The following is a 14,318-nucleotide window of genomic DNA, read 5'->3' on the forward strand; positions in this document are numbered from 1 at the left end:
TGAGATTATGGAAAAATTAAAATCTTATGGTTTTACTGACATAAGTGAAGGAACTATTTATCAATTACTCGTCCGCCTAGAAAAAAAGAAGATAATCTCTTCAAAATTTAGACCATCTCCACTGGGTCCAAATCAGAAATATTATTCTATTACAGCTGATGGATTAGATATGCTTCATTCTTTTGAAGACTACTGGAATAGTATTTCTGAAACAGTTAATAAAATTTTAGATTTGGGGGTAGAAAAATAATGAATTATGAGAATAAAATGTCACGTGCCTGGCACGTGACATTTTATATGATTTCACTTTATTCTTTTACTCATAGCCGCCATTCTTGTATTCTCCAATGCTTCTTTAACGTCATCAAACATATTACTGGCAACAGCAGTAAACAGTATATCAATAACATTAAGCTGGGCTATTCTTGAGGACATAGCTCCGCTTCTGAACGTAATCTCTGGTGAAAGCACAAATAAATTAATATCACATATACTGCTAATAGAATTGTTTCCAAACTTAGTTATGCTTACAGTTGTCGCACCTGCTTCTTTTGCTATCTGAATAGATTCAAAGGTGTCCGTTGTTTCACCAGAATAGGAGATTGCAACAGCAACATCACCTTTTTTTAGATTAGATGCAAACTCAACTTGAAGATGTGTATCCGGCGTAGCTCTCACATTCTTATTAATTCTGGTAAATTTCTGAAAGGCATCCATAGCAATTATCTGTGAAGCCCCTATACCGTAAAAATCTATTCGATCTGCTTTTGTTATAGCTTCAACTGCTTTTTCAACAGCTTCTTCCGATAAAACCTCCATAGTATTGTCTATAGATTTTTTATTATTGTAGCTAATATTTTTCATAATGATAGCAAGATCATCTTTTGGTTCTACATCGGTATATCTATTTTCATTATCTCTATTAAAATTAACTGTATCCTTAGCAATCATTATCCTAAATTCTTTATAGCCTTTATAACCAAGAATCTTACATAGCCTTACTACTGCTGATTGCGATGAACCACTCTTCATTGATAGTTTCTTTATTGATAGGTCAGATATCTCTTTCGGATTATCAAGAATATACTGAGCAATCTTTTTCTCTGATGGATTTAAATTATTAATTATTTCTTTAATGCGAATTAAACTACCAGTCATGTACTATATCCTCTCTTAATAAAATATAATTAATACAAATGGTATTTCTCCTTAACAGATATAAATCTTTTAACCTCATTCTGCCATAGACTATATAACTGCTCTACCTTATAAGAATTCTTCCTGACACGATCATCTCCCGTTAAATAGTCAATGCCAAAACTAGACTTCTTTTCTCCAAAAGTAATAAATTCGAATTTATCACCACTAGCTTTCCTAATTGTATCATATAAGAATAATCCTGTCTTTACAGGTTTGTATATATATCTATCTATTACATGAAGCTGAATCCCCCTGCATAGCTCTCCATTATGCTTAGAAAATGTTGGTGTAAAAAAAGCCGGCGTAAATTTTACCCCTGGAAGATTCATTGAATTCATAATATCAGCTATTCTATTAGCATTAAGCCAGGGTGCTCCTATAATCTCGAAAGGTTTTGTAGTACCTCTTCCTTCGGAAATGTTAGTTCCTTCAAAAATGCACGTACCTGTATACACTATTGAAGTATCTACTGATGGCATATTAGGTGAAGGCATAATCCAGCTTAGTCCTGTCTCATCAAAGTACATATCTCTTTTCCAATTTTTCATTGGAATGACCTCTAAATCACAGCCAATAGAAAATTCCTCATTGAATAACTTTGCAGTTTCCCCAATAGTCAATCCATATCTCTGAGGAATAGGATATCTTCCAACAAATGAACGGAACTTTTCTTTCAAAAGATTTCCTTCTACATCTTTTCCGTTGATGGGGTTTGGTCTATCAAAGACAACAAACTTTTTGTTAAACTCCCTGCAGCTTTCCATTGCATAGGCCATGGTGTAAAGATATGTATAAAACCTTGCACCAGCATCCTGTATATCCAAGGCAAGTACATCAACATTATTTAATATTTCTTCTGAAGGCTTTTTATTTTTCCCATAAAGGCTGTAAACTATTATACCTGTAGCTTCATCGATATAGCTGTCAACCTTTTCTCCTGCCTGAACATCTCCTCTTATACCATGCTCTGGTGAATAAAGTGCTGTAAGATAGGTTTTTTCTTTTAAAATATCTACCGTGCTCTTAAAATCACTGTTATATCCAGTATTATTCGTAATTAATCCAACTTTTTTATGTTGAAATAGATCTAAATAATCCTCAATATTATCAATTCCTAGACTCACTTTACTCATTTTACAAATCCTCTACTTTAGTAGCATGTTTATATTTTCTCCATGGCATAAAATTGAATTTTCCATAATAATTAATTATCTGTCTACTCGTCCAATCAATTACCATATTTTCAACATTTCGCTGCTTTAATATTTCAAGAGCTTTGTATAATATCAATAGTCCAAGTCCGCATTTTCTATAAGCTTCATCTATACCTATAGGTCCAAGACCACCATAATTACTTCCAAGTGACTGTCTCCAATATACAGGTGCACCAATAAATTTACTTTTATTATCATATATATGAGCAAAACCTATTATTTTATCTCCATCTTTCATTACAACAACATCTCTATCCTCCATGCCCATTTCGAAAAATTCTAAAAATTCCTCATACCATCTCCCAGGGAAACATCTTTCAAAAAAGCTATATAGCTCAGCTTTTTCATTTATATCAAGCAGCTTAACTGCATATCTGCTATCCCTATTAAGTGATATACCTGGAAGTCTACTAAAATCTACCTTTGATATATCAGCTATTAAATCATAAGATTCACCTTCTATTTTATAGCCCATACTGTTAAAAAACTCTTCTGCAAATATGCACTCGGAGGGTATTCCTGGAAAAAAGTGATAAGTATCTCCAGCTACATGAATGTTCTTTACTCCAGCCGCCTTCAAATCCTTTTCTGCTTCACTAAGAAGTTTTTTTGCTATGCCTTGTTTTCTATAATGCATATCTACTATTATTGAATTTATATATCCAACTTGCCTATCTGGCTCCAATAAACCGCTTTTATAAATGGACTGCTTATATACTATAAATGCTATAAGCTTGCCTTCATCAAAAACCCCTACCATTTTTTTATTTTGTCTGTCCCCTCTTAAATTTTGGCTGAACAATTTATAGTCCATAGGATAGACAGCTCCCAGATTATCGTTCCATAATCTCATTCCTTCATTTATTACTTTTTCATCATTAAAGCTTATTTCTTTAAATTCCATCACCTATCTCACTCCTTGCAATTAGAACGGCTCCCCAGGCCGAATCTTTTTTCATTTTAATTATTTCAATATTAGGATAACTCTCCAGCACTGCTTTTTTAAATTGATCATACAAATACTCTATATTATTAATACTGCCGCCAGCAGTAGTAAGATACACTTTAGCTTTATTAAAATGAAGCCTCTCTACAACTGCCTTTACAGATAAATATAATTCATATGCACAGTCGCTAAATATTTTTTTTGCTGCATTGTCACCCTTGCGACAGGCCTCGTTTACAACGACTGTAAGACTAGCTATTTCTTTTTTTCCTATGCCGCTTCTATAAATATATGCAACTAAATCCTCACAACAATTGAGCTTTAGATATTCTAAAACCATACTTTCCAGTATAGTTTTCTCTCCACGTCCATCATAGCTTTTTAAGGCAGCTTTTATAGCTCTCACACCTATATCATAACCACTTCCTTCATCACCTATAATATGTCCCCAGCCGCCTGATCTGAAAAATGTTCCATTCTTATCTTTACCATAGCATATTGAACCAGTTCCTGATATGACTATTATTCCTTCCTGTTTACCAATTCCGCCGCTCAAAGCTATCTCCGCATCATTTACTACTATTATCCTGCCTTTATAAATATCAGCTAATATTTCATTTATTATTTTTTTATCCTGAGGTCTTCCAGCTCCTGCTGTACCGATACAGATGGCTTCGCATTCTTCAAGTGAAAGGCCTAAAGTGCTTATTCCTTCATAGATTATAGACTGCAAAACCTGTTTTACTTCTTCTACATTTGATGAATTTATATTTGCTGGTCCCCTGCTGCATTCAACAAGGCTCTCACCCTCCATTGCTGCAATTCTAAGATGAGTTTTAGTACCTCCGCCGTCTATTCCTATGACATATTTCATAATGTCCACCTCTATTCAGTTAATTTAACAGGTGATATTCCTGATGCTTCTATCTCCCCTGATATTACCTTTATAACATTTTTGACAGATAATTCTGTGTACTCATAAACATTTATATAAGTTGAAACTTCATTAAAGTGAACATAATAGTAAGGGCTTCTCATAGAAACAACTATTATTTTATCTGTTACTTCCTGTATTTTCTTTACAAGTTCAATTTGTTCACTGTTTGCTTCAGCATTATAAACTCCCACTATGACTGTATCTGCTCCTTTACAGGAACCAGCTATTTCATCAATCAATTCCTTACTTGGTTTCAGTGGAATCAAAAAAGCATCTCCACCAAATTTTTCCCTTAGCATTTCACAGAAAGAATTTCTCATTTTAATTTGATCATCAGCTATATTTAGAGCCAATGCTTCAGTAGAAATGGATTTTACCTTCCCCTTTACCGGCAGCAATTTTTTCTCATCTTTTAAAATGGTTATGCTTTTCCTGCTTATTCTATCCGCAAGTTCATATCCTTTTTTATATAAAGTATTTACAGAATCAAACCTACCCTTCCTATCATACTTATTAACGCTATACTTATTTTTTATTTCTATGATTTTTATGACTGATTCATCTATTCTCTCTTCAGCTATTTCACCATTAAGAACTGCAGTCTTTATAGCATCTATACATTTTTCCTGCACTTCCTTAGTATGCGAAATGCAAAGCAAATCTGCACCTGCTTTAATTGCCATAACTGCAGCCTTATCGCTTCCATAGAAATCAGCTATAGCTTTCATCTCCATGCAGTCTGTAACAACAATTCCGTTAAAACCAAGCTCTTTCTTAAGAAGTGATGTAAGTACGTTATAAGAAAGAGTCCCAGGCTTTTTTTCTGATTCAATAGCGGGAAAAAGTACATGAGCCGACATTATTGCATCTACACCAGCGTTTATAGCTTTTTTAAATGGCAATAGCTCTATATTCTGAAGCCTCTCCATATCATGATTTACGACTGGAAGGCTTAAATGAGAATCCACATCAGTGTCTCCATGACCCGGAAAATGTTTTGCCACAGCAAGTACATTACTCTCTTTAAGACCTTTTATTAAATCTATTCCTAATTGAGAAACCTTTTCTGGATCATCACCATAAGATCTGCATCCAATTACGGGATTTTTAGGATTACAGTTTACATCCATAACTGGAGCCAAATTCATATTTATCCCTAATATTCTTAGTTCTTCTCCCTCGATTTTCCCCTGTCTAAACGTACTTCCAGCTTCATTAGCTGCTCCAAAAGCCATGTTGCCTGGAAAAGCAGTCACCTCTTCTGCTAACCTTGTAACCATCCCCCCCTCCTGATCTATAGAAATAAATCCAGGAATTCCGTTATGCTTTACAAGTTTCTGCTGAAGGTTTGTTGTAAGTTTTTTCACTTCTTCCTTATTACCTATATTTCTGGTAAATAAAATAACATTTCCTACATTTTTGTTTTTTATTATTTCATCAATATGATCATCATAAGATTTAGAAGGAAAACCACACATGACCATTTGTCCAATTTTTATATCAATGGAAAGCTTTCTTATATCAACCATAAAAATTACTCCTATCTTAATCATTTGCTAATGAACTTAAAACTGAGTTACCGAACAATCTTCTAAATCTAATAATATTATTATTTTCTCTAGTTGGATGTACCCTATTAGTCAAAAGTATAGTATATATATCATTTTCAACATCTATCCACATGGAAGTTCCCGTAAAACCAGTATGCCCAAATGAACCAATGGAAATTATATCTCCGCCGGATGAATTTCTATCACCCTTCACACACCAGCCATACCCTCTATCTTCCCCTAGGCTGGCAGTATGATTACGCGTCATAGCTGCAAATCCTAATGGTGATATAAAGTTCCTACCTTTATTAATAAGCATATCAGCAAACTTACATAAATCACTTACGTTTGAGAACAAACCCGCATGACCGGAAATACCATCAAAAAATCTTCCATTTTCATCATGACATACGCCAATGAAAGGTTTACCAGACTCTGCATCCATCTCTGTTGCTGCAATATTGTCTCCCTTAGGATTATAACCTGTGTTATGCATTTCTAAGGGTCTAAAAATATACTTGTCACAAAGAACATCTAATCTGCTTCCGCCTATTTTCTCAAGTATATATCCCAGCAGAATAAAGGAAAAATCACTGTATATGCATTTTGTTTCTGGCTCATACTCTAATTCAACCCCACAAATATACTTAACAGCATCTTCATAATTCCTGCATAACTTGTACAAAGCTTTAAAAGGTACAAAACCAGCTGTATGAGTAAGCAAATTAAAAATAGTTATACTCTCTTTATATTTGCCTTTAAAATCCTTCAAATAGTAATCAACTTTATCATATACCGAGATCAATCCTTTTTCCATAAATAGCATGAATAATGTGTTTGTAGCTACTACTTTAGTTAATGAAGCAAGGTCAAACACAGTATCTTTAGTCATTGGAAGTTTATTGGGATATAAACATCTGCTTCCTAAACTATCTGTTCTTAATACACCATTTTTTCTTCCAACAGCCACTTGTGCTCCAGGAAAATAACCTTTCGAAATAGCATTATCCACCATAGAAAACGCTGAATTCAATTTTTCTTTCTTTATAATCAAGTCATTTCACCTCTTATTTGGAATATACTTCAATAGCTTTAGCTACAAATCCATTTCCAGATTGTAAAAGCTCTTCGGCACTTTCCTTATCTACGCCTGTTTTTAGCATAACAATCGCCACTTTAGGTTTAAAATCTGACTTTTCTAAATATACTTTAGCTTTTCCTTCATCTGCTCCTGTAGCATACTTAATTATTCTTGCTGCTCTATCTACCAGCTTTTTATTGCTCATCTGCAAATCTACCATTAAATTGCCATATACTTTTCCCAATTTTATCATAGAGGCTGAAGTAAGCATATTAAGTACAAGCTTTTGCGAGGTTCCTGCTTTCATTCTTGTAGACCCCATAATGACTTCAGGTCCCACAATGGGATTAATACTAATATCCACTTCACTGCCTATTAAAGAATTCTGATTATTACTTATACCTATAGTAGTAATTCCGTTCCGTTTAGCTTCTCTTACAGCTCCGATAACAAATGGAGTACGACCACTGGCAGTTATTCCAACCACAATATCCTTTGGGCTAACACCTTTTTCTGCAACAATTTTTCTCCCCATTTCTTCATCGTCCTCAGCACCTTCTACCGCATTTAAAATTGCATCATATCCTCCGGCTATAATTCCTTGAACCATATCATGTTCTGTACCAAAGGTAGGAGGACATTCAGAAGCATCAAGTATTCCCAGTCTTCCGCTTGTCCCCGCTCCAATATAAAAGAGCCTTCCGTCATTTTTTAATTTCTCAGTAATAATATCAACAGCCATTACAATATTAGGAATTTCTTTTCTTACTGCATATGCAACCTTTATATCCTCATCATTTATACTATTAAGTATTTCTACAGTATTCATAATATCAATGTTTTTAGTATTACTATTTATTTGTTCCGTTGTAAGTTTTTCTAAACTTGAGTTCATTCTCTGCACCTCATATTAATCAACAATCGACTTTATAAATATGAAACTTTATTTCATTTTTATCATATAGTTCATAGAATAAAATGTCAAGTACCTACTTATATAATTTGCCGTTTTGACACAAAACTCCATAAATAAAAATGGTAAGAAGTTATTTCCATCGGTTGGAAAATGCCTCCTCCAACCACTTCCAATCTATGCACTATTCCTCTTGCCTGCATAATCTTCTACCTAATCCATAATTTCGTCAACAGAATTACTCCTATCGAGAAAGCCGCAAAAATAGTTATTATGATAGGCGCAAACACCTGAAAAGCTGCAATGCTCAATGCTATAAAATCTTTCAAAGAAATCCTTGCGCTCTTTTCTATAAAATCTTTAGTGTAATCTTTTCTTTTAAAGTGTCCAAATCCCATAACTTATACCCCTACATATAAATGACAAGCTACAAAATGGTTATTACCAGTGTTTCTATAAATTGGAACCTCATGTAAACACCTCTCAGTTGCGCAATTACACCTTGTATGAAATTTACATCCTGAAGGTGGATTAGCCGGACTTGGAATGTCTCCTTTAAGAATTATTCTCTTTCTTTTAAGTGTCGGGTCTGGTATAGGAACTGCCGATAGAAGAGCTTTTGTGTATGGATGAAGCGGATTTTTGAATAATTCTTCACTTTCTGCAAGTTCAACGATACTTCCAAGATACATAACACCGATTCTTTGGCATATATGCTGAACTACGCTTAAATCATGAGAAATAAAGAGGCAAGAAAAACCTTTTTTATGCTGCAATTCCACAAGCAGATTTATAATTTGTGCCTGTATTGAAACATCAAGAGCTGAAACTGGCTCATCAGCTACGATAAATCTAGGATTTAATATAAGTGCACGTGCAATACCTATCCTCTGTCTTTGTCCCCCTGAAAACTCGTGCGGAAATCTTTCTATATGATAGGGTGCCAGTCCACAAGCAGTTATCATGGCCATAACCCTTTCATTCAGTTCTCTCTTTGTACACAGCTTGTGATCTAAAAGAGCTTCTCCTACAATATCCCCAACTGTCATTCTTGGATTCAATGAACTATATGGATCCTGAAATATCATCTGCATTTCAGGTCTAATCTTTCTCATATTGTTTTTATTATATCCAAAAATGTCTTTACCCTTATATAAAACACTTCCAGCCGTTTTGTCCATCAGCCTTAGAATAGTTCTTCCAGTAGTGGTTTTACCGCAGCCGGATTCACCTACAAGTCCCATAATCTCATTTTCTTTAATGTCAAAAGACACATCATCAACGCTTTTCACAAAACCAGTAACTTTCCGGAAGAACCCACTTTTGATAGGAAAGTATTTCTTCAAGTGTTCCACCTTTATGACTACTTCTGTCATTTATTCTCCCCCCTCATAGAGCCAGCAGGAAACGCTATGTCCCTCTTCGACCTTTTTTAATTCAGGTGCTATCGTTCTACATATATCTTTTGCCATACTGCATCTAGGATTAAAATAGCAGCCCCTTGGCATATCCAGCGGGTTAGGTACTTGACCAGGAATAGAATATAGCATATCCTGATGATGATTTATCCTAGGTTTTGATTTTAATAATCCTACTGTATACGGATGCTTAGGATTTTTATAAAGTTCAATCACCGGTGATTCTTCTACTATTTTGCCAGCATACATAACAACAACGTAATCAGCCATTTCAGCTACTACACCTAAATCATGAGTTATAAGCATAATGGATGTATTTACTTTTTCCTTTAAATCTCTTAGAATATCTAAAATTTGCGCCTGTATAGTGACATCAAGTGCTGTTGTAGGCTCATCTGCTATGATAAGCTTTGGATTGCAGCATATCGCCATGGCTATCATAACCCTCTGTCTCATCCCACCGCTGAGTTCATGCGGATAGCAATTGACTATATTACCCGCCCTAGGTATCTTCACAAGTTCAAGCATTTCTATTGCAACCTTTCTTGCTTCACTTTTACCGATACCTTTATGCAATATTAAAGATTCTTCTATTTGATTTCCTATAGTGAAAACTGGATTTAATGATGTCATAGGTTCCTGAAATATAACAGAAATCTGATTTCCACGCACATTTCTGATTTCGTTTTTATCTAGCTTCAATAAATCCCTGCCTTTAAAAACAATCTCTCCACCTTCAATTTTTCCTGGCGGATTAGGTATTAAACGCATTATAGACATTGCCGTAATACTTTTTCCGCATCCAGATTCTCCAACAACGGCTAGCGTTTCTTTTTCTCCTATTTTAAAGCTTACATCATCTACAGCTTTTACTACACCCTCTTCAGTGTAAAAATATGTTCTAAGATTTCTTACTTCCAGTAACTTCTCCTCCATGGTGATACCTCCTACTTCTTTAATTTAGGATCTAACGCATCCCTTAGTCCGTCGCCAAAAATGTTTATAGACATTACAGTTAAAAATATACAAATACCTGCTGGCATCCAAAGCCATGGATAATGTTCAAGTTTGTAAAGATCCGTTACTGATTGAATCATGTTTCCCCAAGAAGGTGTAGGAGGAACAACTCCTAGTCCTAGAAAGCTTAACGAAGACTCAGTTAGAATAGCTCCCCCTATGTTTAATGTAGCAGCAACTATAATTGATGGTATTGTATTTGGAAGAAGATGTTTGAATATCTTCCTTCTATCTTTAAGTCCCAAGCAGTCAGCTGCCAGCATAAACTCCTGTTCCCTTAATGTAAGTATTTGACCTCTTACTATACGACAGAGTCCTGACCAGGAAAGGATTCCTATTACAAACATCAGAAAAGGGACTCTGTATATTGACGAGATTTTCAAGTCACTGAAAATTGCTCCTAGAACAATAAGTATAGGAAAAAATGGGACACACATAAAAATATCAGCTATTCTCATAATTATGCTGTCTATTATCCCACCATAAAAACCTGAAATGGCACCTAATGCACTTCCGACAACAATTTCTACGACGACGGCTGAAATACCTACTGCAATGGAAATTCTTCCAGCACACATAAGCCTTGTTAAAACATCTCTGCCCAATTCGTCCGTACCTAACAGATGAGCGAAAGATGGTCCAATATTGATACTGTTATAATCCATTGTTTCAGAAGTATATGATGATATTATCGGTACAAATATTGAAAGAAAGATAATAGCAACTAATATAGACAAACCTATAAAAGCCAATTTATTTTTTTTCAATCTGTTCCATACCATTCTTGATGGGCTAATAATAGTGTTGCTGCTCTTTACCTGTGATTTATTATTTTCTGCCTTCATCTCCATTTTCCCGCACCTCAATCTTCCAATCTAATTCTAGGATCAACTGCTGCATAAGCCACATCTGCTATTAGATTTCCTAGAAGGGTAAGTACTGCAATTAGCATATTAAAACCCATCAGCAACGGATAGTCTCTGTCATTAACTGCCTGCAGCGTTACTCTGCCAATCCCCGGCCATGAAAAAATCTGTTCTGTAATGATAGCACCGCAAAACAAACCTGGAAGCCACATTCCAAGTATAGTTATAACGGGAATGAGACTATTTCTAAGAGCATGTTTATATATAACAACTTTCTCTTTGAGTCCTTTTGCTCTAGCTGTCCTTATATAATCCTGTCTTATCACCTCCAGCATGCTTGTACGCATATAACGCATAAGACTTGCTACTCTTTCAATTGTTAAGACAAAAAAAGGTAGAAACATGTGATGAAGTATATCGCCAAACTTTGCAAGACCTGTCGCATTACTCCCTGCTGTTGTCATTCCAGACACCGGAAATATTTTAAGATCTATTGCAAAAAACTTAATTAAAATTAGACCAGCAAAGAATGCAGGCAGTGATATTCCTATTAGCGCTAGCACTGTGAAAACCGAATCAAAAACAGAATATTGGCGTGTAGCAGAAATTACTCCAAGAGGTATTGCAATAATAATAGATGCTATACAAGCTGCAATAGCAAGAGCAAACGAATTCCATATATAGCTTTTTATCACTTTGCTCACAGGTTCCTTATATTCAAGTGAATATCCTAAATCACCTTTGACAGCATTTTCAAGCCAATATACATATTGAGCTGGCTTAGATCTATCCAGATGATACAAATGTCTTAACTGCTTTTCTCTTTCTGCTGTAAAATGGCTATTTGCACTCATGCTGTCAACTATATCACCGGGCGCCAGTGAAAATATAAAAAATATGATAAGTGAAGTTCCTATAAGTATAGGAATCATTTGAAGCAACCTTTTCGCTATATATCTAAACATCTTAAAACTCCTTTTCTATTATGGCTTACAGTAGCGAGTAAAGTCTGTGGGCTGAAAAGTTCCTCAGCGTTAAAGGTCTAAATGACCTTTAACGATTTATCTATGAGTATGAATGAATTATTTAATTTCAGCTTGATACAAAAAATATGGATAATACTTATACGGTAAAAATTTTATTCCGCTTATTCTAGAGTTGCATGCCCATAAAGTTTCTGCCTGATAAGTGAATAAAAACGGCAAATCTTCATTTATCTTTCTGTAAATCTTCTGCTCAATAACAGTTCGCTTCTTTATATCATTCTCACTGTAAGCTTCATTGATAAGCTTATCAACTTCAGCATTTGAATATCCGTTATAGTTATTAGGAGCATCAGACTGAAAATTTGCACTCAAATCTGATGATAGAACATCCGAACCGATAGCAGTACCCATAAAGTAAGCTTCAAACTTCCTCTGTCTCATCTTCCCAAGTAAAGTATTCAAATCCATTATTTGCGGCTCAAGCTCTATTCCTAGTTTCCTTAAACATGCCTTTACAATAGGTATATTACTTTGACTTGTTGTGCTAGTAGAAGAACAAAGTATATGAATTTTAAACTTAACACCCTCCTTCTCTCTAATCCCATCGGAACCTTTTTTCCATCCTGCTTCGTCTAGCAGCTTATTTGCCTTGCTCGGATTATATTTGTACTGATTAACGTCATTTACATATGAAGGATGTGCCTTTGATTGGGGTTCATTATATACAAATGCATTACCTTTAAAAAGGGTTTTTACCATCTGTTCTCTGTTTAACCCATACTCTATAGCTTGTCTAACTCTCTTGTCACTAAACATTGGGTTTTTACAATTTACCCCTATATAAGAAATACTTGACGATGGATATATCGTATAATCTACAAATCCTAATGCCTTTAACTGACTTATATTCTCTGGTGTCGCATCAAACGTATCTATATCTGTCTCACCTGACTCTAGATTCTGCATATTATTACTTGTTGTTGTCACTTTAAATATGATATTTTTAGTTTTAGGTTCACCCTTCCAATAATATTTGTTAGCCGTTAAGTCAACTTCCTGTCCAGGTATATATTTCACAACTCTATACGGTCCGCACCCTATAGGCTTTCGAACTCTTGCTTCAATTCCTTTGGTATTTCCCTGCTTATAATCTTTTCCAAAATACTCTTTAGAAATGATAGAAGTGCCTATTAAATATAAAATTGAGGAATTACGTTTCTCTAGCGTAACAGATATGGTATGCTTGTCAATTACTTTAAGGCCTTCAACATCCTTAGCCGTTCCTTTATTGTACTCCTTCCACCCTTTAATCCCCATAGCTGAAGGATCTGTACCCCCAGAATAGGTGGAATCACATAAAAATTGCAGTGTAAACTTTACATCATCTGCCGTAAGTGGTGTTCCATCGCTAAATTTCACATCATCCCTTAAATGAAATGTATAGGTTAGTCCATCTTTTGATATATCCCATTTTTTAGCTATTCCTGGTATAGGATTCCCAGCATCATCCCAATCGACTAAACCATCTGATGCTGCATAGCTAACGTAAGTGTCCGCCAGTGTTTGAGCATAATAGCATATAAAATTTCCACCAATCAGATTGCTTCCTATTACTATGGTATCCTTTCTGTTTTTTGCTGAAGCAGGATTTTTGCTTGGTTCTTTACCTTTTACTATCTTTACCACATTCTCCGCCTTAGCTTGCTTTATCGGAGCATTAATAACAGTTTTCTTCGCACATGAAGTAAAAATAGTGGAAAAAGTCATCGTAAGAATTATAGGTATAACAACAAACTTTTTTTTCATTTTATTCCTCCCAAATTCAAACCAATATTATATTTATGCAAGTAATATTAATAGATATGTTTGTTTTTTTGTATTTTGAAACTTTATTTTATATATATATTATATTTCGTAAAACATAATATCAAACTTTTATGCACTTTTTTTGCTACATATTAATAAATTTACAATATACAGATACTTAAATTGTAATTGTAAATTTTAAATACGTTTTCATATTGCGTTTTTTTGATAATTCCGCTATTGTATTCCATATAAAATAAAAAAATCCCCTACCGGGGACTATGAGTTTTAGAATGGAAAAGGTTCGTTCTCATCAACTAAATACGAACCTTCTTCTACTTTCTTTTCTCCTGAATAATAAAAATCTGCATCACAATTAGGGCA

The 14,318-nt window shown here is 34.6% G+C and carries 14 protein-coding genes; 1 reads left to right on the plus strand and 13 read right to left on the minus strand.

Going from position 1 to position 14,318, the window contains the following annotated elements; genetic code table 11:
* Window positions 1-7: 7 nt before the first annotated feature.
* Window positions 8-250 (plus strand): PadR family transcriptional regulator, encoded by a 243-nt coding sequence (locus tag CLORY_RS13205; RefSeq protein ID WP_079425202.1) that lies wholly within the window; start codon window positions 8-10, stop codon window positions 248-250.
* 53 nt (window positions 251-303) lie between these two features.
* Here the strand turns inward: CLORY_RS13205 and CLORY_RS13210 are convergent, their stop codons facing one another.
* The 13 genes from CLORY_RS13210 to CLORY_RS13270 all read right to left on the minus strand — a co-directional run bounded on the left by CLORY_RS13210 (window position 304) and on the right by CLORY_RS13270 (window position 13,934).
* Window positions 304-1,158 carry a MurR/RpiR family transcriptional regulator gene (locus CLORY_RS13210; RefSeq protein ID WP_079425205.1) on the minus strand — a complete coding sequence of 285 codons (855 nt, stop codon included), beginning with the start codon at window positions 1,156-1,158 and terminating at the stop codon, window positions 304-306.
* A 29-nt stretch (window positions 1,159-1,187) separates the two neighbouring features.
* Window positions 1,188-2,333 carry an exo-beta-N-acetylmuramidase NamZ family protein gene (locus CLORY_RS13215; protein ID WP_079425207.1) on the minus strand — a complete coding sequence of 382 codons (1,146 nt, stop codon included), beginning with the start codon at window positions 2,331-2,333 and terminating at the stop codon, window positions 1,188-1,190.
* Window position 2,334: 1 nt separating this feature from the next.
* Window positions 2,335-3,318, minus strand: coding sequence for a GNAT family N-acetyltransferase (locus CLORY_RS13220; protein WP_079425209.1), 984 nt, complete (start codon window positions 3,316-3,318; stop codon window positions 2,335-2,337).
* Complete coding sequence (locus CLORY_RS13225; protein ID WP_079425211.1) at window positions 3,308-4,234, minus strand: N-acetylglucosamine kinase; 927 nt, start codon at window positions 4,232-4,234, stop codon at window positions 3,308-3,310. Before CLORY_RS13225 ends, CLORY_RS13220 begins: the two co-directional genes overlap by 11 nt.
* 11 nt (window positions 4,235-4,245) lie before the next feature.
* The gene (gene nagZ / locus CLORY_RS13230; protein ID WP_169911623.1) at window positions 4,246-5,826 is read right to left on the minus strand and encodes a beta-N-acetylhexosaminidase; all 1,581 of its coding nucleotides are present in this window, start codon (window positions 5,824-5,826) and stop codon (window positions 4,246-4,248) included.
* Window positions 5,827-5,842: 16 nt separating this feature from the next.
* On the minus strand, window positions 5,843-6,901 hold the full coding sequence (locus tag CLORY_RS13235; RefSeq protein ID WP_079425213.1) for a serine hydrolase domain-containing protein: 1,059 nt from the start codon (window positions 6,899-6,901) through the stop codon (window positions 5,843-5,845).
* Window positions 6,902-6,914: 13 nt separating this feature from the next.
* Window positions 6,915-7,823 carry an N-acetylmuramic acid 6-phosphate etherase gene (murQ, locus tag CLORY_RS13240; protein ID WP_079425215.1) on the minus strand — a complete coding sequence of 303 codons (909 nt, stop codon included), beginning with the start codon at window positions 7,821-7,823 and terminating at the stop codon, window positions 6,915-6,917.
* A 227-nt stretch (window positions 7,824-8,050) separates the two neighbouring features.
* Window positions 8,051-8,239: a hypothetical protein gene (locus tag CLORY_RS13245; protein WP_079425217.1), complete on the minus strand. Its 189-nt coding sequence runs from the start codon at window positions 8,237-8,239 to the stop codon at window positions 8,051-8,053.
* A 3-nt stretch (window positions 8,240-8,242) separates the two neighbouring features.
* Complete coding sequence (locus tag CLORY_RS13250) at window positions 8,243-9,217, minus strand: ABC transporter ATP-binding protein (protein WP_079425219.1); 975 nt, start codon at window positions 9,215-9,217, stop codon at window positions 8,243-8,245.
* Window positions 9,218-10,195, minus strand: a complete 978-nt coding sequence (locus CLORY_RS13255) for an ABC transporter ATP-binding protein (protein ID WP_079425221.1) — start codon at window positions 10,193-10,195, stop codon at window positions 9,218-9,220.
* A gap of 11 nt (window positions 10,196-10,206) precedes the next feature.
* Window positions 10,207-11,121 (minus strand): oligopeptide ABC transporter permease, encoded by a 915-nt coding sequence (gene opp4C / locus CLORY_RS13260; RefSeq protein ID WP_079425233.1) that lies wholly within the window; start codon window positions 11,119-11,121, stop codon window positions 10,207-10,209.
* A 17-nt stretch (window positions 11,122-11,138) separates the two neighbouring features.
* Window positions 11,139-12,107 (minus strand): ABC transporter permease, encoded by a 969-nt coding sequence (locus CLORY_RS13265; RefSeq protein WP_079425223.1) that lies wholly within the window; start codon window positions 12,105-12,107, stop codon window positions 11,139-11,141.
* A 117-nt stretch (window positions 12,108-12,224) separates the two neighbouring features.
* The gene (locus CLORY_RS13270; protein WP_079425225.1) at window positions 12,225-13,934 is read right to left on the minus strand and encodes an ABC transporter substrate-binding protein; all 1,710 of its coding nucleotides are present in this window, start codon (window positions 13,932-13,934) and stop codon (window positions 12,225-12,227) included.
* Window positions 13,935-14,318 lie beyond the last annotated feature (384 nt).

This window comes from Clostridium oryzae (assembly GCF_002029235.1).
GTDB classification, from domain to species: Bacteria; Bacillota; Clostridia; order Clostridiales; family Clostridiaceae; genus Clostridium_AE; species Clostridium_AE oryzae.

Bases quoted from the DNA above. Each gene is read 5' to 3' on its own strand.
- nagZ (WP_169911623.1), bottom strand. From the start codon at position 5,826: ATGGTTGATATAAGAAAGCTTTCCATTGATATAAAAATTGGACAAATG.
- murQ (WP_079425215.1), bottom strand. From the start codon at position 7,823: ATGAACTCAAGTTTAGAAAAACTTACAACGGAACAAATAAATAGTAAT.
- CLORY_RS13220 (WP_079425209.1), bottom strand. From the start codon at position 3,318: ATGGAATTTAAAGAAATAAGCTTTAATGATGAAAAAGTAATAAATGAA.
- CLORY_RS13245 (WP_079425217.1), bottom strand. From the start codon at position 8,239: ATGGGATTTGGACACTTTAAAAGAAAAGATTACACTAAAGATTTTATA.
- CLORY_RS13215 (WP_079425207.1), bottom strand. From the start codon at position 2,333: ATGAGTAAAGTGAGTCTAGGAATTGATAATATTGAGGATTATTTAGAT.
- CLORY_RS13210 (WP_079425205.1), bottom strand. From the start codon at position 1,158: ATGACTGGTAGTTTAATTCGCATTAAAGAAATAATTAATAATTTAAAT.
- CLORY_RS13205 (WP_079425202.1), top strand. From the start codon at position 8: ATGGAAAAATTAAAATCTTATGGTTTTACTGACATAAGTGAAGGAACT.
- CLORY_RS13270 (WP_079425225.1), bottom strand. From the start codon at position 13,934: ATGAAAAAAAAGTTTGTTGTTATACCTATAATTCTTACGATGACTTTT.
- CLORY_RS13250 (WP_079425219.1), bottom strand. From the start codon at position 9,217: ATGACAGAAGTAGTCATAAAGGTGGAACACTTGAAGAAATACTTTCCT.
- CLORY_RS13225 (WP_079425211.1), bottom strand. From the start codon at position 4,234: ATGAAATATGTCATAGGAATAGACGGCGGAGGTACTAAAACTCATCTT.
- opp4C (WP_079425233.1), bottom strand. From the start codon at position 11,121: ATGAAGGCAGAAAATAATAAATCACAGGTAAAGAGCAGCAACACTATT.
- CLORY_RS13265 (WP_079425223.1), bottom strand. From the start codon at position 12,107: ATGTTTAGATATATAGCGAAAAGGTTGCTTCAAATGATTCCTATACTT.
- CLORY_RS13255 (WP_079425221.1), bottom strand. From the start codon at position 10,195: ATGGAGGAGAAGTTACTGGAAGTAAGAAATCTTAGAACATATTTTTAC.